19 protein-coding genes are annotated in these 25,868 nt (G+C 36.7%); 5 read left to right on the forward strand and 14 right to left on the reverse strand.

The window, feature by feature from the left end:
- Positions 1-80: 80 nt before the first annotated feature.
- On the reverse strand, positions 81-980 hold the full coding sequence (locus tag QNH24_RS20425) for a DMT family transporter (protein ID WP_283869280.1): 900 nt from the start codon (positions 978-980) through the stop codon (positions 81-83).
- Between the two features lie 134 nt (positions 981-1,114).
- On the opposite strand from QNH24_RS20425, the gene QNH24_RS20430 reads away from it, so the two are divergent.
- On the forward strand, positions 1,115-1,834 hold the full coding sequence (locus tag QNH24_RS20430) for an MgtC/SapB family protein (RefSeq protein WP_283869281.1): 720 nt from the start codon (positions 1,115-1,117) through the stop codon (positions 1,832-1,834).
- Between the two features lie 15 nt (positions 1,835-1,849).
- Positions 1,850-2,842 carry a cation diffusion facilitator family transporter gene (locus tag QNH24_RS20435; protein ID WP_283869282.1) on the forward strand — a complete coding sequence of 331 codons (993 nt, stop codon included), beginning with the start codon at positions 1,850-1,852 and terminating at the stop codon, positions 2,840-2,842.
- 56 nt (positions 2,843-2,898) lie between these two features.
- Here QNH24_RS20435 and QNH24_RS20440 read toward each other — a convergent pair whose 3' ends face one another.
- The 6 genes from QNH24_RS20440 to QNH24_RS20465 form a co-directional block, all read right to left on the reverse strand.
- On the reverse strand, positions 2,899-3,627 hold the full coding sequence (locus tag QNH24_RS20440; protein WP_283869283.1) for a hypothetical protein: 729 nt from the start codon (positions 3,625-3,627) through the stop codon (positions 2,899-2,901).
- Between the two features lie 608 nt (positions 3,628-4,235).
- Positions 4,236-5,399 (reverse strand): iron-containing alcohol dehydrogenase, encoded by a 1,164-nt coding sequence (locus QNH24_RS20445; RefSeq protein ID WP_283869284.1) that lies wholly within the window; start codon positions 5,397-5,399, stop codon positions 4,236-4,238.
- A gap of 68 nt (positions 5,400-5,467) precedes the next feature.
- Positions 5,468-6,574 (reverse strand): response regulator, encoded by a 1,107-nt coding sequence (locus QNH24_RS20450; RefSeq protein ID WP_283869285.1) that lies wholly within the window; start codon positions 6,572-6,574, stop codon positions 5,468-5,470.
- Positions 6,571-9,636 carry an ATP-binding protein gene (locus tag QNH24_RS20455; RefSeq protein ID WP_283869286.1) on the reverse strand — a complete coding sequence of 1,022 codons (3,066 nt, stop codon included), beginning with the start codon at positions 9,634-9,636 and terminating at the stop codon, positions 6,571-6,573. The genes QNH24_RS20450 and QNH24_RS20455 overlap by 4 nt, the downstream gene beginning before the upstream one ends.
- Before the next feature lie 248 nt (positions 9,637-9,884).
- Positions 9,885-10,058: a hypothetical protein gene (locus QNH24_RS20460; protein WP_283869287.1), complete on the reverse strand. Its 174-nt coding sequence runs from the start codon at positions 10,056-10,058 to the stop codon at positions 9,885-9,887.
- A 347-nt stretch (positions 10,059-10,405) separates the two neighbouring features.
- Entirely contained in the window at positions 10,406-14,800 is a 4,395-nt protein-coding gene (locus QNH24_RS20465; protein WP_283869288.1) for a DUF8202 domain-containing protein, read from the reverse strand.
- Positions 14,801-15,079: 279 nt separating this feature from the next.
- On the opposite strand from QNH24_RS20465, the gene QNH24_RS20470 reads away from it, so the two are divergent.
- Positions 15,080-15,265: a hypothetical protein gene (locus QNH24_RS20470; protein WP_283869289.1), complete on the forward strand. Its 186-nt coding sequence runs from the start codon at positions 15,080-15,082 to the stop codon at positions 15,263-15,265.
- Between the two features lie 164 nt (positions 15,266-15,429).
- Here QNH24_RS20470 and QNH24_RS20475 read toward each other — a convergent pair whose 3' ends face one another.
- The 3 genes from QNH24_RS20475 to pruA form a co-directional block, all read right to left on the reverse strand.
- On the reverse strand, positions 15,430-16,674 hold the full coding sequence (locus tag QNH24_RS20475; RefSeq protein WP_283869290.1) for a Glu/Leu/Phe/Val family dehydrogenase: 1,245 nt from the start codon (positions 16,672-16,674) through the stop codon (positions 15,430-15,432).
- An 83-nt stretch (positions 16,675-16,757) separates the two neighbouring features.
- Positions 16,758-17,951 carry an ornithine--oxo-acid transaminase gene (locus QNH24_RS20480; RefSeq protein WP_283869291.1) on the reverse strand — a complete coding sequence of 398 codons (1,194 nt, stop codon included), beginning with the start codon at positions 17,949-17,951 and terminating at the stop codon, positions 16,758-16,760.
- Between the two features lie 268 nt (positions 17,952-18,219).
- On the reverse strand, positions 18,220-19,764 hold the full coding sequence (pruA, locus tag QNH24_RS20485) for an L-glutamate gamma-semialdehyde dehydrogenase (protein WP_283869292.1): 1,545 nt from the start codon (positions 19,762-19,764) through the stop codon (positions 18,220-18,222).
- Between the two features lie 145 nt (positions 19,765-19,909).
- Between pruA and QNH24_RS20490 the strand changes: the two genes are divergently transcribed.
- Positions 19,910-21,217, forward strand: coding sequence for an AAA-type ATPase lid domain-containing protein (locus tag QNH24_RS20490; protein ID WP_283869293.1), 1,308 nt, complete (start codon positions 19,910-19,912; stop codon positions 21,215-21,217).
- 53 nt (positions 21,218-21,270) lie between these two features.
- Here the strand turns inward: QNH24_RS20490 and yugI are convergent, their stop codons facing one another.
- From yugI to QNH24_RS20505, 3 genes are all read right to left on the reverse strand, one after another.
- Complete coding sequence (yugI, locus tag QNH24_RS20495) at positions 21,271-21,648, reverse strand: S1 domain-containing post-transcriptional regulator GSP13 (RefSeq protein ID WP_054772450.1); 378 nt, start codon at positions 21,646-21,648, stop codon at positions 21,271-21,273.
- 89 nt (positions 21,649-21,737) lie between these two features.
- Positions 21,738-23,387, reverse strand: a complete 1,650-nt coding sequence (locus tag QNH24_RS20500) for a hypothetical protein (protein WP_283869294.1) — start codon at positions 23,385-23,387, stop codon at positions 21,738-21,740.
- Complete coding sequence (locus QNH24_RS20505) at positions 23,380-23,928, reverse strand: RNA polymerase sigma factor (protein WP_283869295.1); 549 nt, start codon at positions 23,926-23,928, stop codon at positions 23,380-23,382. The genes QNH24_RS20500 and QNH24_RS20505 overlap by 8 nt, the downstream gene beginning before the upstream one ends.
- A gap of 220 nt (positions 23,929-24,148) precedes the next feature.
- On the opposite strand from QNH24_RS20505, the gene QNH24_RS20510 reads away from it, so the two are divergent.
- Complete coding sequence (locus QNH24_RS20510; RefSeq protein WP_283869296.1) at positions 24,149-25,489, forward strand: sodium-dependent transporter; 1,341 nt, start codon at positions 24,149-24,151, stop codon at positions 25,487-25,489.
- Between the two features lie 85 nt (positions 25,490-25,574).
- Here QNH24_RS20510 and QNH24_RS20515 read toward each other — a convergent pair whose 3' ends face one another.
- The gene (locus QNH24_RS20515; RefSeq protein ID WP_283869297.1) at positions 25,575-25,835 is read right to left on the reverse strand and encodes a DUF1871 family protein; all 261 of its coding nucleotides are present in this window, start codon (positions 25,833-25,835) and stop codon (positions 25,575-25,577) included.
- Between the last annotated feature and the right edge of the window lie 33 nt (positions 25,836-25,868).

The following is a 25,868-nucleotide window of genomic DNA, read 5'->3' on the forward strand; positions in this document are numbered from 1 at the left end:
AACTTTTTTAAAAAATCTTTTTATCAAGTCGCCCTTCTTGTTAAGGACAAGTAATAATATATAATATAGCATTTTAAAAATCAAGCATTTTTTGAAAAAAACTTTAAAATCTTTTTCTCATCGATTACAAACAATAGAATTCCCATTATAACAATTAGTCCTCCAATCAATTGTGTGACAATCAAATACTCTTTAAAAATCAAAAGAGCTAATATAGCCGCACCGATTGGTTCAAATAATATCGCAATGGAAACTACATTTGTACTAACATATTTGATAGCCCAATTAAATAGAGTATGACCAAATAAATTAGGAACTATCGCTAATAAAATGAACCATACCCAATCCATTGTAGGATATGGACCAAAAGATTCGCCTTTAATAAGAACATATGCAAATAACGTAATTGTACTAACAACATAAACTAGCATCGTGTAAGTCACAAGAGATAATCTTTTACGTACATCCTGACCAAATAAAAGGTAAGCTGTAACGAGAGCACATGCAATTAGAGCGAGTATATCTCCATAGAACGCCGCTCCACTGAGCTTAAAATCTCCCCAGCTAATTAAAACACTACCAACAATAGCGATAGTACCTGCAAAAATGGTTTTCATCGTAATTTTCTCTTTAAAGAAAAAATAAGTACCAACAAATGCAAACAATGGCTGTAATGTGACCAGCACTGTAGAGCTTGCGACAGATGTGTAATTTAGTGATTCAAACCACAAAATAAAATGGAATGCTAAGAAAATACCCGCAATAGATGAGAATAACCAATCTCTTTTTGATAATTGTCGTAACTCTTTTGTGTATTTCCAAAAAAACAAGGGGGCCATAATCAAAACCGAAAATAACATACGATAAAATGCAATAATGCCTGCTTCTGCATTTGCTAATTTTACAAAAATAGCTGACAAGGATACAGAAATAACACCAATAAAAATTGGGATGTATGGATTGATTTTAGGGTTCTCCATAAAACATCACCTCCACTAAAAAAATACTTATACTTACATACTTTCGTGATGTACAATACAAAAAAGTAATGCACATATAATAATGACAGCTTGCATATCTCTTAGCAATACGAAATAACTGTGGAGGGTTGCGTATGGAAACATTATTAGGAAATATGATTACATATGAAGTTGGCATAAAATTAGTGATTGCAGCCACATTAAGTTTAGTAATCGGTATTGAAAGGGAATTAAAAAAGAAACCAGTAGGATTAAAAACAAGCTTAGTCATTGCAACATTTAGCTGTCTATTAACCATAATTTCAATTGAAACCGCGTACTCCACGCCACCAAGGTCAGACATTAATATCACAATGGACCCTCTTCGCTTGGCAGCTCAGGTAGTCAGTGGCATTGGATTTCTTGGAGCAGGTGTAATTTTAAGACGTGGAAACGATAGTATCTCAGGTCTAACAACTGCTGCAATGATTTGGGGAGCTGCTGGAATCGGTATTGCCGTTGGTGCGGGATTCTATATGGATGCAACATTAGCTGTTATTATTATTGTTTTTGGAATTGAGGTTTTATCGCCTTTCCTAATGAAAATAGGACCAAAACGAATTCGTATGCGAGAAGTATCATTGAAGGTGCAGATTTACAATGATGAGAAAACGGAAGCCTTTTTACAATTTCTAAAAGAAAACAATATTATTATCGAGAACATCCGCATTAAAGATGTTCCAAATAATGATGATGTTTTACACGAATTAGATTTACGTCTATCATTAATCGTTTCTGATAACCTACTGTCATTTTACCGTTCATTGCGTGCCTTATCTTATATAGAAAAAATCGAAATGGAAATTTTAAACTAGTTGGAGGATTCAACGATGGCAGAAATATTAAAACTATTAAAAGACGGTAACAAACCCTCCCTTTTGGCTGCAGGTGTAAATGCATTTTTAGGATTAATTAAAGGTATTGCGTTTTTCTTTACAGGCAATGTCGCCATGTTTGCTGAAATGATGCACTCACTTGGCGATGCAGCAAACCAATTTTTTGTGTACATTGGCTCTGCTCTCTCAAAAAAGGCACCAACAAAACAGTTCCCTAGTGGCTTTGGACGAATAGTCAATTTGGTTTGTCTTTTTGCGGTAATTATTGTGGCTATTCTTTCTTATGAAACTGTCAAAGAGGGCTGGCATCATTTTATCCATCCTACAGGTGAATCTAAAGGAATGCTTATAGCACTTGGTGTACTTTTTATCGGGATTATTTTAGAAGGAACTGTTCTTGCCAAAGCTGGTGTAGAGATTTTACATGAGGCAGGGCAGGAGAAAGCAGGTATCTCAACCATTCCTAAAGCTTTTGCCTATTTAAATCGGGCTAAGCCAGCAACAAAATTAGTATTTATGGAAGACTTAGTAGCTACAGGTGGTAATGTCCTAGCGTTCGGCGCTATTTTAATCGCACATTTCACAGGTTGGGCAAATATCGAAGGACTTGTTTCAATGATTATCGGCTGCATGATGTTCTATGTAGTAGCCAAGGTATTCCTTGATAATGCACGCGGTGTGATTGGTGAAACAGATGAAGAAATGCTAAACCATATTGCTCATTTAGTTTTGGATGATCCAAATATAAAAGATATTGTTCGTTTAGAAGTTATTAAAGAAGGCGAATTTTTACATGTAGAATTAGTTGCTGAAGCAGATGCTAACTTATCATTAGCTTTTTTAGATGATGTACGTGACCATTTAACAGAAGTAATTTTAAGTCAGAAGGGTGTATCGAAAGTAGCCATATTATTTGACGAGGATGATGGAAAACTAGAATGGAAACATATTGGAAATAGACCCACTAGCTCGACATTAGAGCAATAAACCACTAAATAAACAAGAAACAGCCAATTGCCATATTTCAGGCAGTTGGCTGTTTTTTATACTGACTTTAGGTGATTTTGTTTTAATACTTCTTCATTAAAACAGTCTGGCTCTTCATTACTAACAAAAACATGATTAGTAATCAAAAACGTTAATAACATTTTTAATGCGATAATCTTTTTTACACCTTGCTGTTGAATAACAATTTTCGAGAATTTTAATGTAGCTGAGCGATTGGCTAATGCATATTCCTCTGCATTGGTAATCTCTCTTCCATTTGAATGACATCCTAAAACAAAATTACCAGCATAAGAATCTTTTAAAACATTAGGATGCATTGACTCGTAATGGACCTCTGCAATTGAATCTTCAACATTCATCAATTGATGTGCTACCAAATAATGCTTAAAAGCACCTTTTAAATCAATTGCAATAGCTGTATCTTCTAAGATTGTTCGATAATAAACTAGAACAATCTCAGCATTACCTAAATAAGGCTTCACTTCTGCAATAATTTCACCAGAAGGACGTACAAATAATTGTACAATTGCTTTATTTACACCATCTGTAAAGATAATATTTGTTTGACCAAAGCGTAAACTTTTAAAAAAGATACTTTGATCAACGATGTATCCTGCTGCTATTTGGTCATTTTCAATTTGTAGTGATTTCGCTTCAATTCCCAATACTTCTACACAATTTTGCATTTTATAAACATGCTGCTGAAATGGCGTCTCAATATAACGCAATGTGACAATTCGGTCTTCAAGCAATTGTTTCAACATTTGCTCCCTCTCCAATCTATATTTAATATTGATTTCATTTTAATAAACTCAGTTGAACAAATTCTGAACAATCCTACATTAAGTGCGTAAATACGACAACAAACCTTCTATTACAAACAGATTTCTTTATAACAAAATACAGCCTTTTATTTCAACCTGATACTAACAAGTGAAAATTGTCCTAAAAACAAACATAAAATATTCAGAAATAAAACAATCGTTTAATATAAACATTACCTTTATCATATTAATTTTACCAATTCGAGTATTTTCTTTACTTATGTATCGGTCTATTTAATTAGATTGTAGGCCAAAAGAAACTTCTACGACAAATTTCAACATTTTGGGTTAAGTTTCCTTAACCTTTGCATCAATTTCGCCTTGGCGTAATTGCGTCCGGATTTTGAATTGTGCCTGCACAATTCATTCCTTTGAAAATCCGTGACATCCGCCGGAGGCTTTATCTTCATTCAGTAGGTGTTTGGACACCCACTGAAAAGAAACCAAAACCGCATTCATCTCACCACCTGTAGAGGTGGGAGTCTTCTGCTGAATGAAGATAAAAAAATATGAGACTACAACAAGTAGCCTCACATTCTAGGTCAATATTAAAGGGAATTTTGTAAAATCTTACGAACATCTTCTTCCTGTAACTTATTAAAGTTACCAAATGGTCCATTTTGCATAGCATGCTCAACAATTTGATTGAATTTTTCATCGTCAATATCATAATCTGCAAGGCGATTTGGTGCTCCTAGCGATGTCCAGAATGCAGATAAACGGTCGATTCCCTCGTAGGCAACCTCTTCTGACGTCTTTCCTGTAGCATCCACACCAAATACTCGAACTGCTATGCCTGCAAAACGTTCAGGATTCACTTTTACACTTAAACGCATCCAGTGTGGCTGTAAAATGGCTAACCCACCAGCATGCGGGATATCATACACGGCAGATACAGCATGCTCAATATTATGAGATGCCCAATCGCCTCGGGAACCAATTGATAAGAAGCCATTTAATCCAATTGTTCCTGCCAATAAAATTGTTTCACGTAACTTGAAATTCTCAAGGTCTTGTAATAATTTAGGTGCCGTAGCAATAACTGTTCGTAATACACCTTCACACATTTCATCTGTAATCGGTGTATTTGTCGTATTATGGAAGTATTGCTCAAAGACATGTGACATCATATCCACGATTCCGTAAATGGTATGATTTTTTGGCACTGTCACCGTATAGGCAGGATTTAGGATAGAGAATTTTGGAAAAACAGCAGGGCTGCCCCAGCTTAATTTTTCTTCTGTAGCTGCGTTAGTAATAACTGAGCCTGAATTCATTTCAGAACCTGTTGCTGCCAGCGTTAAAACCGTTCCAAGAGGTAGAGCTTCATCTACAAAGACTTTACGCTTCACAATATCCCATGCGTCGCCATCATATTTTGCACCAGCAACTATTAATTTTGAACAGTCAATAACTGAACCGCCCCCAACTGCTAGAACAAAATCAATTGTTTCTTTCTTACAAATATCAATGCCAAGTCTTGCAGTTTCTACACGTGGATTTGGCTCAACATCACTTAATTCAAATATTATTTTATTCGCTTCTTGTAATTTTTCAATGACAGCATTGTACACTCCGTTTTTCTTAATGCTGCCCCCTCCGTAAACAACTAATACCTTTTTTCCAAGCTGCGCCAACTCTTTCGTTAACTTCTCCAGTGCATCTTCGCCAAAATGTAATTTCACTGGATTATAAAATGTAAATGAATCCATCCAATTCGCCCCTTTCTACTTGGATTTTCTCATATTTATATTGATGAAAGCAAAGAATTAAGATTGTCTTAAATACGAACCATGTATGCATTATAAATACTAAGAATTTTCTCTGGTACTGAAATACCAATTTCTGATAATTTCTCTTCTATTCTCTCATAATACTTTATACAATCCTGTTTTTTGTTTTGCCCAATTAAAAATTCTAATAGAAGAAACATATAGTCCTCATTAAACTCATCAAATTCTAGCATTTTTTGTAAACAGTTTAATTTTAACAATGAATTCATAGAATCCATTGTAGTAATATACATTTCTAGTACATGCAAAACTCCTTGCTTTAAGCGCAGCTGGGTTTGAATAGCCCAAGGGTACTCCTCCTCAGCTAAAAAATCACCTTCATAGCAATTTAAAAGCTGCTGGATGGATATTTCATCATGCCTTTTTTGCTCTAGCAATTGAGTAAGTTTATCATAATCACTTGCCATCTCCACATTTAGTTGATAATGATTATTCACTAATTGAATTGGATCTTGAATACCTTTATCCTTAAAAAGCTTTCTTAACTGGTAAATAGACGTATGTAAATTACTGGCTGCCTTCTCAAATTCTAAATCAGGCCAGAGCTCCTCAATTATGACAACATTTAACATGGGTTTTTTTTGATGAAACCATAAATATAAAAATAGTTCCCGCACTTTTCTAGTACGCCACTTGATAACCTCATGTCGGGCATCCAATAAATAAAAGCTCCCAAATGTATGTGCATATAAGAGATGTTCTTTTTTCTCTTTTTCTACATCTTCTTGTAATTGCAATTTCTGCTGTGCTTTAATCAATGCCTTAATAAGTCGTTTCTCATGCACGGGCTTTAACAAATAGTCCGTTGCTTCTATGTCAAATGCATCCACTGCAAATTGAGCATGTGCTGTTACAAATATTATTTGAATAAATGGATTCCTTATTAATTGTTTTGCTACTTGTAAACCATGCACATCAATCATTTCTATATCTAAAAAAACAACATCAATCGATTCTTCTTTAAGAAATTGCAGCGCATCATTTGCATTTGTAAAGGTTCCTCTAATTGAAATCTGGAACTGAGTAAGTCGATTTAATTTGAAACGTAAAACATCAATAGCCATTCTTTCATCATCTATGATGATAACATTCATGCTCCATCACCCTCCGGTAATAGTATAAGAATAGTTGTCCCCTTACCTTCTTCACTATATAAACGAAGATCCGCATTTTTCATTAATTTAAATTTTTTTAGTGGATTTGTAAAACCAATGCGCGAACTTTCTTCATTCATTAATTGTTGTAACTTTTTAGCAGGTATACCGACTCCATTATCATATATTTTAATGCGGATAAATTGTCCCTCTCTTTGGACACTTATCTCAATTGTACCACCCTCTGGCTTTTTGGAAATACCATGAAAAACGGCATTTTCCACTAAAGGCTGTAGCGATAATGCTGGAATCATCAGTTGTATAGATTCATCAATATCATATTTGACAGTTAAACGATCACCAAAACGCATCTTTTCTATATAAAGATATGCTTTTAGTAGCTCTACTTCTTCTTCAATCAACACCATATTGTTACGATAGTGCACATTGAGCTTTGCGCGGAAATATGTCGCTAAGGAGTATAATGCTTCCCTTGTATTATCCGTATCAGTATAGCTCAAACCAATAATTGTATTGAGTGTATTATAGACAAAATGAGGTGTCACTTGTGAATATAAATGATTCATTTCAACCTCAATTGCATCTAGGGATGATTGTCGAACCGCTAATAATGATTCGATTCGTAAAAGCAATTCATCCGTTGCTACTGGCTTTTGTAAATAATCATTGGCTCCTACCTGCAAGGTTAACATCAAATCTGAATGCTTCATAATAGCAGTTAAAACAATGATTGGAAGTTCTAACATATCATAATGCTTTCGCACCTGCTTACATAAATCATAGCCCGACATTCCCTCCATCATTAAGTCAACTAGCATACAATCCACTTGATACGATTTGACATAATCGACAGCGTCAAAACCATTATCCACACCAATCACTGTATAGCCCTTTAAAGCCAATACATCTGCCAACACCTTTATATTGACATGATCATCATCTACAACAAGGATTTTTTTATCGTTACCTTTATGAATCAGCGGTAGCTCAAGCTGTAGTATTTCTGATGGAGTTTGTGCAACAATGGCAAGTGAATTATCTTTATCAGATTGACCCTCTGCTGCAAGCGGCATTGTAAAGGTAAAGGTAGTTCCTTCCCCAAAAGTACTTTTTACATAAATTGCACCATTTAATTTATCTACAATATTTTTTGCAATGCTCAATCCTAATCCAAGGCCTTCTTTATGATGATTATTTTTCACTTGATAAAATGCATTAAAGATACGTTCTAAATCCTGAGCAGGAATACCTTTTCCAGTATCTCTTACCTCGATGACCATATGTTTTTGTTGCTGATAGGCAGTTACAGTAATTTCTCCAATTTCGGTATGCTGGATAGCATTATGTAATAGATTGTACAATATCTGTTTAAAGCGCAATTCATCTGTTAGCATGGGTGGCAATGTTAAATCTACTTCAACGAGTAATCGTACGTAACTATTTGCAGGCATCACACTACGTATTTCTGTAACTACATCATTTATAATGCTTATCGGTACAGTACGAGGTGAAACACGTAGTTCGCCTGACATATGATTGGATGAAAACAATAAATCTTCCACTAAATATCCTAGTCGCTGTGTTATATTATGAATTAATATCACTTGCTCTTGTTGAGTACGTTTTAATGGCCCCTCAGCGCCTTCCATTAGTAATTTTGATAAATTTAAAATCCCATTTAATGGTGTGCGCAATTCATGGGAGGTTTTCAGTAAAAATTCATCCTTCATTTGATTGTGCACTAATAGCTCCTTTGATAATGTCTGTGCCTTCGTAAAGCCCAGATTCATACGATAGTTTAGGAGTAAAGTAAAGCCAACTAATGTACAACCCAAAAATACCAATTCACTATATGCAATAGGTACTTCTGTTAAAAAATTTATGATTACTAATAACGTGTAACAGCAACCTCCTACAAAAATGATTAATATATATCGTGCACCTCCTAGCTTTTGCAACATAACACGGATAAACAACAACTGAGTGTAGCCAGTAAATAAAGTAATTAAAGCAACATATGTAACTTGTCGAATAATCATTGCTTGTTCAGTCATTTCACTTTTATCGATATAAAATGGATTATAAATACCATAGAGAAAAAAAATGCAACCTAGTGAAATAACAAGTGTATTGACAATTTTTTTATTCGCCACTTGTGGATACATAGTATAAAGAAATAGTATTTGACAAATATCTATTAGAGGGATGATACCAAGCTGTAAACGTGACTGGGTAAAGGTTTCTTCTATAGGAAAGACTTGAAAGAAAATCTTGTGATTAGTAAAGGACGACTGAATACCTATCAGTAACATATAAAGTCCAAAAAACAATTCTTCTTTCCTTTTGCGACTTTGTCCATAGATAGTCAGATAAATGATGCCAAAAACAATATATCCAAAAATCACTAATACATCAATCAACCTCTTGTGATCATAGAAATTCTGTATGTTCTCCTTTGTTCCAAATTCAACAGGATAAATCATTCCCGCTGTTGGATATTTGTTGTAGCTAGCTACCTGTATTAATATATCAAGCTCTTGTTCATTACTTTGCCCGAAGACAATAAATGTGTCATCATTCTCTGATTGAAAGCTCGAGAAAGAAGTACTTGGATTTCCCTTTCCCCCAACGTTGATACCATTAATGAAAACACGACTAGATGAGTGAATATAGCGAAAAAACAAACCATACTGCCCTTCTGTAGGCACCTTTACTACGAGATGATATGTACCAACAAGAGGTCCTTTTTCATTGAATTGAAAATAACCCTCCCATTTATCAGGAACCTTCATAGATATACGTCGATCCTTGTAATCATCTAATGACTGTTGAGGCGATATCAAAACATTCGGATAAAAGGACCAATCCCCATTTAACTTAATCGTGTTATTATTTTCAAGTTGCTCATTTGCAACAACCGCCATCCCCTGTTTTACAATGTTGTCATCATTATTTGCAGAAAAATGACGCCAATTCCCTACCACAAAAACTATGGCAAATAGCATGACGATACTAACCACAATTACAATATCTTTTTTCATTATCATGTTCCTACCATTTTTTGATTTATTTATATACATTCGATTGCTTAATCATTTATTTCAATCTTCTTATATAATTTGTACTATCACAAAATATACCAAACGATTCTGAATGATAATTAGGAAGCTATTTAATAGTAAAAGAATTCTTTACTAATATATGTTCTTATTTGTATTCACTGTCCCATTTACATTTACGATTAAATTTTGTACAGTCACATTTCCGTTTGCTTGAATAATTAAACTAGCTATTTTAATGTTGTTATTTCCTTCAAATAATTTGGTCTAGTTATTGCTGATGTTACATCAAATTCATTAGTTGAAACTACCTCAATTGTATCAACAAAGCCATTGTCGATATAAACTTTTTCTTTTCCTGCAGTTATACTATCAACCACTTCATCTGTGGTTGTTACTTTCAATTTCTGTTGTTGTCACTGTAACAGGTATTTCTAAATCAATTCTTTCAGTCTTTCCATTTATTGTTGCTTGAATAGTATATACAGTATACGTGCCTGACACTAGTATTGCACCTTGTGTTATATCAGTAGCATCAAATTTATTTGTTCTCCCTTTCGCTAAATATTAGCTTCATGATCTTCCTATTTAGTCTATCAAGGGATGCCTGAACAAAATCTGAACAGATCTTTTAAAATATCTATTTATTGCAAAAGAATTCTTTTCAATCAATTAATAATTTTATTTATTTTCCCATAAATAATTGAAAAACAGGCTAAAAAGTACTTAGCCTGTAAATGCTCAAACTTATTCAATTACTCTGCTCTTGCCCCTCTTCATCAATGAAATATGCATGAGATTTCGCTGCCTCTTCAATTTCATCAAATGCCCAGTGTGTTGCTTTCACATCTGGGAAGCTTGGTGCTGTTACCCCATGTAGCGGACCACGCTCGAACATGCGGTTCATCATCACGACAGCCTGAGCACGTGTTAAATGCTCATCTGGCGCAAAGCTACCATCCTGACGACCATTGATGATGCCTGCCGTACGATTGGCTTCGATCATCCACTGTGCCCAATGACCTTTTGTATCGTTGAATGTAATGGCTACGTTCTCTTCGATATGCAGTTGCTTAAAGTTCGCCACTACCGTTGCCATTTGTGCACGTGTAATGTTTTCACTTGCACGGAAGTTACCATTGACATCCCCATTCATAATGCCACGCTCTTTGACAAAGGCAATGGCACCTGCTGCGTAATGATCGCTTGGAATATCCTTAAATGGTGCCGTATTTACTGGTCCATCTGTATAGTCTAGGATACGCGCAATCATTGTTGCCACTTGAGCTCGTGTCACGTTTTTCTCCGGACCGAATGTACCATCTGGGAAGCCTTTAATATACGCTTCATGCTCTTTTACTTCTAGAGATGGTTTTGTTTCTTCCTTCTTATTGACCTGAATAATCGTAAATGTACTAAACTTCTCCACTGTGAAGCGTAAGCCTAGCTCACCCTTCGCCATTGTTACCACCTCAGGGATAACCACTTTCTTCTCCCCATCGGAGTGTTCAATAAATACGGCTAATTGCTTCAGGAATGCCTCACGCTCTGCTGTATTTGTTGGGATTTTCACGCCTTTTAATGGCAATGTTACCTGCACAGGACGACTTGGCATATTTGTTTCGATTGTCATTGGACGTGCCACTACATGCACATCGTTGCTCTGCAGTGTCTCACGTACTACGCGCTCTGCACGGGCACGCTCTTCAATCGCTTGACGCTCACTTTCCTTTTTCACTGGTACTAAACGGAAGTAGAAATTATCGTCAATGCCTTCCATTGAACTTACTGGAATCGCGATATGTCCATTTTCTGATGAAATTTCTAACGATAAACCGTTATCGCGTAGTAATTTCAAGGATTCTTTTGGAATTTCGACCTTCGCTTCCTTCACTTCATCATTGACATCTGGCAATACGATACGGGCAATATTGTTGCCGATTTCCTTTGCCTTTGCCACAGCTTCTTTGGCATTGGCTTCTGTAAGAGCCACGAAGTCCGTGATATCCCCATTCGCGTGTTTTGTACGTTCAATTTCTACTTTTGTTTTTTCCAGTGGTTTTTCCCCATCGATTTCAAGCTCCACTTGGATTTTAGTTTTTGTGTCGCCCGGTGTAGGTGTTACTGGTGATGTTGGGTTTGGTGTCCATGAACCACCACCTGTGTAGGCTTCGCGATATACTTTAATCGTATATTGTCTCACATTGCCATTTGCATCTTTTACTGTGATAACAATAATATTTTCCCCTACTTGTAGTGGAATTTGTCTAATAGTACCTGGCTGTCCATTGACAGCTGTTGTGACTGTCGCGCCAGCCTCTACTGGAATCGCTGTAAAGTCAATGACTGATGTTGGATAGCCGACTGTCATTGTGTAATCTGTTACCCCTGTTTGGAAGCTTGGGCTTAATGTACCTGTAGATGGGTTTAATGTGCCTAGCCCTTTGCCTATTTTTACAAGTGCATTTTGTGCCCCTGTTAATACTGCTAATGCTTTGTCTACTTCTTCCTGTGTTGCATTTGGATTCGTTAGTACTTCATTCGCTTTCTTTAAAGCCTCTTGATACTGTGCCCAGCTCGCTGGTGTATACTCGCCTGCAACTAAATTTTTAGCTTCCTCTACTTTTTGCTGCAGTGGTACTTTGTTTACTATTGGTGTTGTTGCTACTGTGAATGTATGTTTCTTTGTTACCGTTTGTTGACCATTTGTTGCTGTTGCGATAATTGTGTATGTGCCATCTGGTAAATTCACTGAAGGTGTAAATATCCATTCTCCTGTTGCTGAGTTTATTGTTGCTAAACCACCTGCTCCTGGAATAGATTGATTGTCACTACCCTTTAAATCAATTGTTACTGTGGAAGGTGTTGTTGTATCCACAAATACTGTTCCGCCAAATGTTGGCTGTGGATTATTCGTTGATGTTGCAGGTTGTGTAATGGTTAATGCTGCACTATATGGATCTTCTGCCACTCTTTCAAAATCAACTACAGGTATGCCATTCACACCTTTTAATGTTCCTGTACCATTGTAAACGACTTTTACTTCTTGGTTAGTAACCTCTGTTCCATCTGGTAAAGTAAAGATAAGCTTTTTAGGGTCTATTGGATCTACTGTCCATTCAGGTGTCACTTGATTGCCACCTACTGTCATGGTAAAGCCTGTTAAATCATTCAATGTCACATCTTGATTAAAAGTGAGCGTTACTTTATTGCCATCTGCCACGGTTTGTTCTAGTGCAACCATTGTTGGTGCTGGTACTTTTAAGGCGTTTTGGGCAGTTGTTAAATCGTTTAATGCTTTGTTGATTGCCTCCTGCGTTGCGTCAGGATTAGCGAGTACAATATTAGCAGTTGTTAACACCGTTTGTAGATTTGCCCAGCTTTCTGGTGTGTAGTTTATTTCTGTTAAAGCATCAACTTCTGTTACCTTAGCTTGTAACTGTGATTTATCCACTAAAGCGATATCTTTGTCGAATGAACGTGCAGGTAGATTGTGATTTTTGTTCTTTAAGTTACCCGAATCACCATCATAAACAACTTTTACTGCTTTACCTGTTACATCTGTCCCTGTAGGTAACATAAGATTAAGCTTTTTATTATCTGCTAGGTCCACTACAAATGTTGGTGTTATTGGAGCACCATCTAGTGTAATTGTAAAGCCTGTTAAATCAGTTAAAGTTACTTCTTGATTGAATGTTAGTGTAATCTGATGATCCTCTGTCCCTATTTTCTCAATAATAGCACTTGCTAGTTCAGGCACTGGTGCTGCAAACGTGAAATACTGACCATCTTCTAATGTGATTTTTGCAGCATAATGAGGTGTGCCGCTTAAAGTAATCTCTGCTAATGTATATTCTGTTGCTGGTTCAAAATCTGTATCGCTGTTCCCTACTCGTAATGTTGCGTTTTCTGGAAGAGCACTCTTTGGAATGGCAATTTCTACTTTCCCCACACTTCCTGTATTTTGTAATTTCCAAATACGTTCAGCATGATTTTTGTTAGTTGTGCCGATTTGCTTTGTGAACGCTAGATCCTTGCCGTTATCGGCCCAAATCAAATATTGTCCATCTGTAAGCGTACCTTGATTAGCCGAATTTGTGTCTGTAAGTGCCTCAACACCAATTGCAACCTGTGTACCTTCGTTAATGCTTCGGCTTTGCTTTTGCTCAAGGTTCTCTGCATTGTCACGACCGATACCAGCAATATTTTTTTGATACTTAGTGTTTTTAGTTGCATCCCACACAACCGTGTTATTCGTTGCAACGTAATTGCTAGTACCATCATTTAACGTAATGCCATATTTTACGGCTAAATACGTTTCAATTTTAGCCACATCTGCACTTGTTTCCCTATCATACAAAATAACCTCTGCCACATCAGCCAAGGAACCTGAGTACCCACTACTAGAAGTTCCAGCAGAAGCTCCAATAACAGGTGTAAATGCAAATGGTGCAATTGTAACTGTTGGTTGACCTACAGTAGTCGGCTGTCCATTTATCCTTGCTAATGCATTTGTGCCATCGTCATTCATTTCATAGTTTGCCATTTGGAATATTTTTCTGTTAGCTGGTCCAAAAGAGCGCCAGTTAGAGTTTTTACCTGTACTTACTGCGAAAAAGTTTCTACCGCTTCCACCCCCACCTAAAATCTGAGCACCGTAGTTGTGGGTTACTACCGCGGAACCAACAAGTATCCCTGCAGTTTCAGTCACAGTTTCAGGCCATTTATAAACCGCATATCCAGACTGGAAAGTAATCTCTTTATCTCCTACTAATTTAGCAGATTGATTATAGTGGTTATAGTTATTATAGTTATTAAATTTTACGCTTGGGTTAAAGTTCACACCATTTTCATTATACTTCGGTATTCTCGCTTCTTGTCCTGTTGGGATATCAAGTGTAAAATTCACTGGGTCTATAGATTGATCAGCCCAATGTGTTAACTCCCCAGCACTTTCTACTACTCCATCATTTGCTTTCAACCAAAGTACTGGTTGTGTACTTATACCACCCGGACTCACAGGCTCCGCTGCTTGCGCTTTTTTAGGCAATCCTGTCAGCGAAACACTACTTGTCACAAGTGTAAGTGAAAGCATGATGGCAAGTGAACGTTTCCACCATTTTTTTTGTTTCGTTATGATATGCACCCTTTTTCCTCCCATCTATTAAAAATTCCGTTGTTCATCATTACATATATTCGCCCCTTTCAAATTTTTAACACCACCATACTTCAATTTACTATAGTCTTCCTGAACAAAATCTGAACAGAACCATTATCAAGATATTATTTCTATTTTTTATAACAGTTCTATCCATCCATTAAATAGTTCTATCAACCTATATATACAATCTATCCATATGTTTAGAAATTGTTCAGATAGTTATTGTATAGTAGAGGCAGTACATAGAATAAAGGAATTTAGCTTATGTTTATGTTAATTATTGTAATTATTTGCTTTGTTGCTATTTTCGGTGGATTAGGGTTATTGAAATTTCTGCGTGTGCAAAAGGTGCGAAAAGAAAGAAAAGTAGTTTTAGAAAAGCGGCTGGAGCATCTGATCCAAGCCAACAAATACAAGACGCTCCAAGACAAAAACGAGTCATCCCAATGACATAGGAATGACTCGTTTTGTAATTACTATTTAAGACCCCACCCAAAATTCGGTAAAAGCAAAGAAGTTTAGTGAGAGATCAACGGCTCGTAAAAGCACGATTGGTTCAACTAACAATCAGTAGGTGATGAGGTAAATCCCCCACTGATTGATGTTTCACTTGATTAAACCCATCCACGGAAGCGTGAAGCTTCTGCAGTACGACGAACACCTACCATATAGGCTGCTAAGCGCATATTAATATTACGTGTCGTTGCTGTAGTATATACATTATCAAATGCTTCAACCATTTTTTTGTATAGACGTTCTTCTACCTCTTCTTCTGTCCAGTAATAACCTTGGTTATTTTGAACCCACTCGAAGTAAGAAACCGTAACACCACCAGCAGAAGCTAACACGTCTGGTACAAGTAAAATGCCACGCTCAGTTAAAATCTTCGTTGCTTCAGCTGTAGTTGGACCATTTGCTGCCTCTACTACGATGTTTGCTTTAATATTGTGTGCATTGTCAGCTGTAATTTGGTTTTCAATAGCAGCTGGTACTAAAATATCACAATCAAGCTCTAATAGTTCTTTGTTTGAAATCGTGTTTTCAAATAAAGTAGTTACTGTTCCGAAGCTATCGCGACGATCTAATAAGTAGTCAATATCTAAACCTTCTGGATCATGAAGTGCACCATAAGCATCTGAAATACCGATTACTTTTGCACCTAAATCATGCATGAATTTCGCAAGGAAGCTACCTGCGTTACCAAATCCTTGAATAACCACGCGTGCACCTTTAATATTAATGCCACGTTTTTTTGCTGCTTCTTCAATAACGATTGTAACACCCTGTGCAGTTGCACGATCACGACCTTGTGAACCACCAAGCACTAGTGGTTTACCAGTGATGAAACCTGGTGAGTTGAATTCGTCCATACGGCTGTATTCATCCATCATCCAAGCCATAATTTGTGCATTTGTAAATACGTCTGGCGCAGGAATATCTTTTGTTGGTCCTACGATTTGACTTACTGCACGTACATAGCCACGGCTTAAGCGCTCGATTTCTCCCATAGACATTTGACGTGGGTCACAAATGACTCCGCCTTTACCACCGCCATATGGTAAATCGACAATTCCACATTTCAATGTCATCCACATTGAAAGCGCTTTAACTTCTTCCTCAGACACTTGTGGGTGGAAACGTACCCCACCTTTTGTTGGTCCAACAGCATCATTATGTTGTGCACGGTAACCAGTAAACACTTTTGTTGTACCATCATCCATTTTCACCGGGATGCGTACTTGTAGCATGCGAAGCGGTTCTTTTAATAATTCATACATTGCTTCGTCATAACCAAGTTTATTTAGAGCCTCTTGAATGACATCTTGAGTTGATGTGAACAGGTTTAAGTTTTCAGACATATTAAATCGCCTCTTTGTTTTTTTTAATGATAGTATATCGGCATCATTGTAACATACTTCCGAATTAAAATGTGAACATTTTGTTAAAGTTTAAATACTTTTTCAATTTGTTCAATTGACCAATCTAAATCTTCTTGTGAAATCACTAGTGGTGGAGCAAAACGAATAACTGTGTCATGTGTTTCTTTACATAGCAAGCCCAATTCTTTCAGTTTTTCACAGTATGGACGAGCCGCTTCTGTTAACTCCATCCCAATGAATAGACCTCGACCACGAACATCTTTAATAACAGGGTTGTTAATTTCTCGTAATTTACCTTTGAAGTATTCACCAAGTTGTTGTGAGCGTTCAGCTAATTTTTCATCTAGTAATACCTTAATGGATGCAATAGAAACAGCACATGCTAAAGGATTACCACCGAAAGTTGAACCATGTGAGCCTGGATTGAAGACACCTAAGATGTCACGGTTTGCAGCTACACAAGAAATTGGGAATACACCGCCACCTAAAGCTTTACCAAGGATGTACATATCAGGCTCTACTTCTTCCCAATCACAGGCAAACATTTTACCTGTACGTGCTAAACCAGCTTGAATTTCATCTGCAATAAATAATACATTGTTTTCACGGCAAAGCTCACGAGCAGCTTTTAAGAAGCCTTCTGGTGGAATCACGATACCAGCTTCCCCTTGAATTGGTTCAATTAAAAATGCAGCAGTATTTGGAGTGATAGCTGCTTTTAAAGCTTCTAGGTTACCGTAGTCTACTAGCTTAATATTAGGTAGCATTGGACCAAAGCCACGACGATATTCTTCATCTGATGATAGAGAAACAGCCAGCATTGTTCGACCATGGAAGTTACCATTACATGCAATAACTTCAGCCTTGCCTTGTTCTACACCTTTTACATCATACGCCCAACGACGAGCCGCTTTAAAAGCAGTTTCAACCGCTTCTGCACCTGTATTCATTGGTAATACCATTTGTTTATTTGTTAATTGTCCAACAAGCTCATACCATTCACCTAGGTTTTCACTGTAGAATGCACGAGAAGTTAATGTTACTTTATCAGCTTGTTCTTTTAACGCAGCAATGATTTTTGGATGGCGATGTCCTTGGTTAACAGCAGAGTATGCTGATAACATATCTAAGTATTTATTACCCTCTGGATCTTTTACCCATGCACCCTCAGCCTCTGAAATTACGATTGGCAGTGGATGATAGTTTGCAGCACCAAAATTTTGAGTTTGTTCAATCACTTGTTGTGTTTTTGTCATAGTATATTCTCTCCTTACTTCTTATGTTGAAAAATCTATGGAAGGTTCAATAAGATAATTTCATAGAAATAATTTATTCATCAGCATTTTCTGAAAAAAGGATGAACTAGAATCTGTTAGGCTTCCTTAGATAATAAGTCGCCTTACATTTATGTCTGCGCTTTAACCATGTAAAGAAGTCACACAGATTCTATTCAATATATCCTTTAATTACTTATGGAACAGCCCTATCTTCAAAGTGGCATTTCCTTCACTAACTCGCTAAATATTAAAGCATTTCTGAAGTTGTTTTCGCTTGCATATGAAGCTGTAGGTAGTCTGGGCCACCAGCTTTTGAGTCTGTACCTGACATGTTGAAGCCGCCGAATGGTTGGTAGCCAACGATGGCACCTGTACAGCCACGGTTGAAGTAAAGGTTTCCGACATGGAATTCTTCACGAGCTTTTTCTAGGTTCATACGGTTTTTCGTGATGACTGCACCTGTTAAGCCATATTCTGTATCGTTTGCGATGTCAATGGCTTGGTCGAAGTCTTTCGCTTTTGCAATCGCTACCACTGGTCCGAAGATTTCCTCTTTCATAATACGTGCAGATGGATCTACGTCTGCAAATACAGTTGGTTGTACGAAGTATCCAACTGAATCGTCTGCTGTACCACCCGCAACTAGACGGCCTTCGCCTTTACCAATTTCGATGTACTCTGTAATTTTATTGAAGGCTGCATGGTCAATCACAGTCGCCATAAAGTTGCTGAAGTCTGTTGGGTCACCAACTGTTAAAGCGTTTGTTAATTCAACAACGCGCTCTACTACTTGGTCATACACATCTTCTACGATCACCGCGCGTGAACATGCTGAACATTTTTGACCTGAGAAGCCAAATGCTGATTTCACAATCGATTGTGCAGCTAGCTCTAAATCAGCTTCTTTATCAACAACGATTGTATCCTTACCGCCCATTTCAGCGATGACACGTTTGATCCAAATTTGCCCTTCGTTTAACACAGATGCACGTTGGTTAATACGTAAGCCAACATCACGTGAACCAGTGAAGCTGATAAAGCGTGTTTTTGGATGGTCTACTAAGTAGTCACCTACTTCAGCACCAGAACCTGGTACGAAGTTCACTGCACCTGCTGGAAGACCTGCTTCCTCTAATACTTCGATAAATTTATACGCCACAACTGGTGTTGTTGAAGCTGGTTTTAATAACACTGTGTTACCTGTTACTAAAGCAGCTACTGTTGTACCCGCCATGATTGCAAATGGGAAGTTCCAAGGAGAAATAACAATACCGATCCCTAATGGAATATAGTCATAACGGTTGTATTCACCTGGACGGCTTTCTACTGGTTGGCCATCTTTTATGTGTAGCATTTGACGACCATAGTATTCCATGAAGTCAATTGCTTCTGCTGTGTCTGCATCTGCCTCTGCCCATGGTTTCCCAGCTTCTTTTGTTAAAAGTGCAGAGAATTCATGTTTACGACGACGAATAATCGCTGCTGCTTTGAAAAGTACATCTGCACGAATAGCTGGATCTACTTTTTTCCAAGTTTTAAATGTTTCATCTGCTGCTTGCATCGCTTTTTCAGCTAAGTCTTTGCTCGCTTTTGATACGCGACCAATCACTTCTGTTTTCTTAGCAGGGTTATACGAAACGATTTTATCTTCTGTAGTAATACGTTCGCCACCAATAATAAGTGGATAGTCTTGACCTAAATAACTTTCAACTTTATTTAAAGCCTCTACATAAGCGTTGTAGTTTGCCTCTTGTGAAAAATCTGTGAACGGTTCGTGTTTGTATGGAATCATACTTTATCCTCCCTCATGAGATGTATATTGGTGTGCAAAAAACATTGACGCAAAATATTTTTGCGTATAAAATATTCTTACACTTATTATAATGCAAAATTTCGTTGCATATTTCAAGTAAAAAATTTTTTGAGGTGCACATTTTATGAAAAATTCTGAACCCTTATTACCTTTTTATGAGTTTATTGCAACAAATGTATCCGTTGGTATTCACGCTGTTGACCTATCGGGTAAAACCATTATTTATAATACAAAGATGAAAGAAATTGAAGGATTTCATTTTGATGAATTAGCAGATCGCTCCATTATTGAAATGTTTTCCTTCCGCCAGCATGAAAGTACATTAATGCGTGTATTGCAAACAGGTAAAAAAGAAATTAATGTGAAACAAACCTATTGGAATAAAAATGGCCATGAAATAACAACGATTAATGATACTTTTCCTCTTTATGACGGAAATAAACTAATTGGAGCAATAGAATTTGCTCGTGATATTACATCACTCGAAAAGCTTGTTTATCAGCCTCTTCGACGATATGGTGAGCCTCTAACATTTGATATGATTACATCTGATTCTGAATCTATGCAACAGGTTATTGCAAATGCCAAAAAAGCAGCGGCTGTGAAATTACCTGTTTTACTAATCGGTGAATCTGGGACAGGAAAAGATTTAGTGGCAGAAGGTATTCACCACGCAGCTTCGACTGATCCCGAAGCCTTTGTTACACTAGTAAGCCGCCGTTCTGCGCAATCTGTTTTAGATAAATTGCAAGAGCTCTTACAGGATGATAAGGCATATACATTTTTCTTTGAACGCATCGATTTCCTAAGCCTAGACATCCAGGAGCAATTATTAGCAGTACTGCAATCCCTTCCTCAATCCAAATACATGCTAATTGGAAGTGTGGGGAGTGATCCAATTGCATTAATCGCAGAGGGGAAGCTGTCTAAATCACTATATTATTTCTTTGCAACAATGGCGATTACTATTCCAAACCTAACCGATCGAAAAGAAGATATTCTGCCTTTTGTCGATGATTACTTTAGCCGCCATCGAGAACGATTTGCATCTAACGTCACAGATCTTGCACCTGACGTACAGGAATTATTCTTACAATATGATTGGCCAGGTAATTTAAAAGAACTCGAACTATTGTTAGATGAGATAGTGTCCTTTATGACAACTGAATCTACAGTTACCTCGGATTTACTGCCGTTACATTTTCGCTTTAAAGTCCAGCAGCAAGATGCCTCCGATCGTGAGCCTGAGTTCTTTATGTTTCATCAGCAAAATAACGTCATGCCTCTCGATGCTTATTTACGCGAAGCCGAATCATATTATGTGCAGAATGTCTTGAATTTATATGAGGGCAATATCACAAAAGCTGCAATTGCACTTGGTATGAGTCGTCAAAACCTGCAATATAGAATCCGCAAAATAAAAAAACAATAGTATTATGGATATAAAAAACGAGGATACCTTCCACTAAAGGCATCCTCGTTTTCTTATTGTCCTGATTGTTCGATCCAGTCCTGTAATTTATCTTTTAGGGAATTAAAACCATTTGCATCCGACTCATCTACACGATCCTGCAATGATTTACGTGGAGGTGCATCTTTTTTACGTAATGTTGCTGGGCGTTCTTGTAAAGCTCGAATCGATAAACTAATTTTCTCGGCCTCTTCATCGATTTCAAGTATCTTCACTTCCACCTCTTGCCCAACAGTTAAAAATTCACTAACGTCCTTAACAAAGCCGTACGTAATTTCGGAAATATGCACAAGGCCTTGTGTATCTTCATCAAGCGCAACAAATGCACCATACGGCTGTATACCTGTAACTTTTCCGTTCAACACGTCTCCTAATCCATATTTTTTTACCATAACTCTTTGCCCACTTTCTTTTTGTTTGCTACGTATATATCACCTTAAATTATAACATACGTGCAAAAGCGGGGCAAAAAATCATCTCCTCAATCAATGATTCCGGATATACGATTATAGCCTTCCTTATTTTTTGACAATTTAACAAGGAACTGCCTACCATATTTATTTTGCTGCTCGCTTTCGATGCGAATAGCTACCATTGGATAACTCCCATCATACTCACCTAACTGACTGACAACATCCAAATTTTTCACATTACCTAACAAGCTAGAATCAAGCTTTGCATCAGGGAGGACTAAAGCCTTTTCTAAAGATTTATCGTCAATTGATTTTGCATACAAATAGAGAGACACTATATTTAAGGGACGTAGTTGATTAATAAACGTTTCAGAATCACTTTTCTTATATTGCTCATAGACTGCCTCAATCTGCATCATTTCTTGGTCATTTATATCCACAATAATAAAATCACTATCATTAATCAATCCAGTAGTTTCTTCTCTTGTTTGTAAAATGATTGTCCACATATCATAAGAAGATAGCTTCGATAATGTTGTGGAATTATTGCTTTTCTCTAGCTCTTTTATAACTGTCCCAGCCATTTCTTTCATAAGCTCTCCATACTTACCATCTGCTACATCTCGTAAAAAATTCAAATGATCCACATGCAGCTTCCCATTGTAAGCAGGATATTTGGGACTTCCTTTTAATAATACCAACCATGTATTTTCAAAAGTTTCTCTTAACACCTTATAGGCAGTTGAATCAGGATTTTTATCTGCTAATAAGGTGCGTTCTATTATTTTTAAGGATCTAGCTGTATCTTCTCGTGTATACCTTAAATCATCTGCTAATAATAAATAACCCTTTTCTAAATACTCAAAATAGCCAAAGATATCAGGATGCAAATTATTTATATCCGCTGACCGATATTCCCCATTAATGGGATCAGCTTTAAAATAGAATGAACCATTCTCATCCCTTCTCAATTCCATAAATTGAGCATTTGCTGCATCAATGATTACCTTTAACTCAGGGTATTTATTAATATTAATATCCGGTGATTTCTTTAAGAGAGGTTGAAACGGTTCTAGAAGACCACTGTAAAACTCCTCAAGTTCAATAACACTCTGTTCATATGATAAATATACAGTAAAAGATTCATCATAGATTAAATCTCTCCCATTTATAGCTTCTAAAGCTCTTCTTGGGGTCGTCAATTCATTCAAAACATTTTCCTCAGCATCCTTTAAATACTGCTCATCACTTTCCTGTAATCGTAAATTGTTTTTTGTGTAAAACTCTAACATACTATCTGCATTTTTAATAAATTGAAATGCATTTAGTTCATCAATAGAAACGGAAAGCTCTCTTCGTATTTGCTCTTTTTTACTCTTGTATTTTTTAGTAAGCCGTTCAACCCAATCCTTCTCTTCTGTCTTTTTTTCATCTTCCTTTAAAGCCTTTTCCTCACTGCTCAGACTTACTGGTTGCTGAATCACATAGGATGAAACAAGAACACTAACTAAAAGCACACTTGCAATGCTAACCATCCAAACTGCCGACTTCTGCCATTTTGAAGGAGGTTTTTGTACTAAAGGATTTTCCTGTTCTTGTTGTACTTCGTTCTCTAGCTCAATTTGTGTGAAAACGGCTTCTGGATCTAATTGCGGTTCCAAACGATCATAGGATTTTTTTAGAAGCTCCATCCGTTTTTCAAGCTGTTTATCATCCATTTTCAACACTCCCCTCTTGCATTAACACGACTTTTAATTTTTCCTTTGCACGCAGTAGCCGAATTTTAACTGTCGATAATGAGATGTTTAGAATCTCCGCTATTTCCTCATACTTCAGCTCATGAAAATAAAATAATACAAGTGGATAACGGTATTTTTCATCGAGTGCTTTAATGGCATTATGTAATACTCTATCCTCCTCAAAATTTAGTACATGCATTTCTGCTGAAGAGGAAGGGAGCTGCCGTTCAACACTTAATCTTTCTTCCTTTGCTTGTTCTCGTTGCTCTTTGCGATAATAATCACGCGTGGCATTCAGTGTAATTTTATAGAGCCACGTCGTAAAACGATCCTGTTTAAATTGATGTAAAAAACGATATAGCTTCACAAATACTTCCTGTGAAACATCTGCTAAATCATTACTATGTACGCCACATTGATAGGCAAATTTTTCAACTGTTTGTTGATGTATTCGAATAAGCTCTATATAGGCTTCTTTGTCCCCTTGCTGTGCCTTTGCTATTAATTCAGCTTCCGTCAAAATTATCCCCCCTTTGTTTATGGAACGAATAAATCCTCCTAATTGTTACAAAATTTACGTGTGCTTATTTTCAGAAAAAGCACACCAAAACCATATTTGGCATCATTCTACAACTTAACTGAATCTCATAAAGAAATCTATTATCAATTTTCTGATATCTGCTTGTGTTATGAAAATATTGCGGTAAAATAAAGCTTTAGTATAAGGAGGATTTATTTTCGTGTCATCGAGAGATCAATTTACAACTAAAATTGGATTTATTTTAGCTGCTGCAGGAAGTGCTATAGGATTAGGAGCTATTTGGAAGTTTCCATACATGGCGGGCACAAATGGCGGCAGTGTTTTTATTTTATTATTTATTTTATGTACATTCTTTATTGGCCTACCAGTGCTAATTGCTGAATTTATGATTGGCCGCCGTGGACAAAAAGATGCTGTAACATCGTTTAAGGAACAAGCGCCTGGAAAACCATGGTATTTAATTGGCTGGGGAGGCATGATTATTGCTGGACTTATCCTGTCATTTTACAGTGTTGTTGGTGGTTGGATTTTAAGCTATTTAGCTCGTGCATTTACATTACAGTTAACTAGCTCTAGCACCCATATAAATTATGCAGATTTATTTGGTAGCATTATATCCAGCCCATTTGAAGCAGTGCTTGTTCAAGGACTATTCATGCTATTAACCGTAGTCATTGTATCAGCAGGGATCAAAGGTGGTATTGAAAAAGCGAGCACTTGGATGATGCCACTATTGTTCATCTTTTTCATTGTATTAGTGGTTCGCTCCCTAACATTGGACGGTGCGATGGAAGGCGTTAAGTTTATGTTTGTGCCTGACTGGTCATACTTCAATGCGGAAACATTTTTAATGGCACTTGGACAAGCATTCTTTTCATTAAGCGTTGGTATTGCGGTTATGATTACATATGCTTCCTACCTATCTAAGACAGAAAAAATAGGGAACTCCGCAATTAATGTTGCATCCATGAATATCATCATTTCTTTACTAGCAGGTTTGGTTATATTCCCAGCAGTGTTTGCCCTAGGCTATACGCCAGATCAGGGTCCTGGTCTTGTATTTATTATTTTACCTGCTGTTTTCGAGCAATTACCACTTGGTGGATTATTTTTAACCATTTTCTTTATTCTTTTACTTTTTGCAACGGTAACATCTTCGATTTCTATGTTAGAAATTGTTGTTGCTATTGCCATCGGTGATAAAGCTGAAAAGCGTAAAAAAGTTGCTTGGATTGGTGGCATCATTATTTTCATTTTTGGTATACCAAGCGCCCTGTCATTTGGTATTCTATCAGATATAAAAATATTAGACCGCTCTATCTTTAACTTTGTTGACTTTTTAACAAATAGTATTGGGATGCCAATTGGAGCCTTACTAATTTCCATTTTCGCAGGCTATTACTATACAAAGGACATTTCACGAAAAGAGCTTGCTTCCTCTAATATGATGTTTACAATTTGGTATATTTTAATTCGTTATGTTTCGCCATTAGCCATTTTTATTATTTTTATTCAAGGAATTTTACCACTGTTTAAATAAGCGCGTATTCCAATGAATTCAAAAAAAACGAGGTCGTCACAACTTGATGGACAACCTCGTTTTCTATCATCAAGCAAAGCCTTTGTTAAATAATACACTTTGCTTCAAATTTAATGGCAATTAGTTTGTATGATATGGCTACACAATCCTCAAATGGAATCCATTCTTCAAACGAATGCTCATATGTTTCTTGTATAACCTTTGCAAGAATAGATGGATCATCAATACCTTGCAATGCTGCTACAACATCTGCTGTTTCAGTATCATAATGATCTGAACCCAAGTGGAATGGATCCCACTCCTCAAGCAGATGTACAGCTGCTTGATTCATTTTAATATTTTCCAAAATACTCACCTATTATCCTTTTATCATACTCGT

The sequence above is a fragment of the Lysinibacillus pakistanensis genome, from assembly GCF_030123245.1.
GTDB lineage: Bacteria > Bacillota > Bacilli > Bacillales_A > Planococcaceae > Lysinibacillus > Lysinibacillus pakistanensis.

Excerpts from the sequence above, each read along its gene's own strand:
- QNH24_RS20425 (WP_283869280.1), bottom strand. The coding sequence starts at position 980 with ATGGAGAACCCTAAAATCAATCCATACATCCCAATTTTTATTGGTGTT.
- QNH24_RS20430 (WP_283869281.1), top strand. The coding sequence starts at position 1,115 with ATGGAAACATTATTAGGAAATATGATTACATATGAAGTTGGCATAAAA.
- QNH24_RS20435 (WP_283869282.1), top strand. The coding sequence starts at position 1,850 with ATGGCAGAAATATTAAAACTATTAAAAGACGGTAACAAACCCTCCCTT.
- QNH24_RS20440 (WP_283869283.1), bottom strand. The coding sequence starts at position 3,627 with ATGTTGAAACAATTGCTTGAAGACCGAATTGTCACATTGCGTTATATT.
- QNH24_RS20445 (WP_283869284.1), bottom strand. The coding sequence starts at position 5,399 with ATGGATTCATTTACATTTTATAATCCAGTGAAATTACATTTTGGCGAA.
- QNH24_RS20450 (WP_283869285.1), bottom strand. The coding sequence starts at position 6,574 with ATGAATGTTATCATCATAGATGATGAAAGAATGGCTATTGATGTTTTA.
- QNH24_RS20455 (WP_283869286.1), bottom strand. The coding sequence starts at position 9,636 with ATGAAAAAAGATATTGTAATTGTGGTTAGTATCGTCATGCTATTTGCC.
- QNH24_RS20470 (WP_283869289.1), top strand. The coding sequence starts at position 15,080 with ATGTTTATGTTAATTATTGTAATTATTTGCTTTGTTGCTATTTTCGGT.
- QNH24_RS20475 (WP_283869290.1), bottom strand. The coding sequence starts at position 16,674 with ATGTCTGAAAACTTAAACCTGTTCACATCAACTCAAGATGTCATTCAA.
- QNH24_RS20480 (WP_283869291.1), bottom strand. The coding sequence starts at position 17,951 with ATGACAAAAACACAACAAGTGATTGAACAAACTCAAAATTTTGGTGCT.
- pruA (WP_283869292.1), bottom strand. The coding sequence starts at position 19,764 with ATGATTCCATACAAACACGAACCGTTCACAGATTTTTCACAAGAGGCA.
- QNH24_RS20490 (WP_283869293.1), top strand. The coding sequence starts at position 19,910 with ATGAAAAATTCTGAACCCTTATTACCTTTTTATGAGTTTATTGCAACA.
- yugI (WP_054772450.1), bottom strand. The coding sequence starts at position 21,648 with ATGGTAAAAAAATATGGATTAGGAGACGTGTTGAACGGAAAAGTTACA.
- QNH24_RS20500 (WP_283869294.1), bottom strand. The coding sequence starts at position 23,387 with ATGGATGATAAACAGCTTGAAAAACGGATGGAGCTTCTAAAAAAATCC.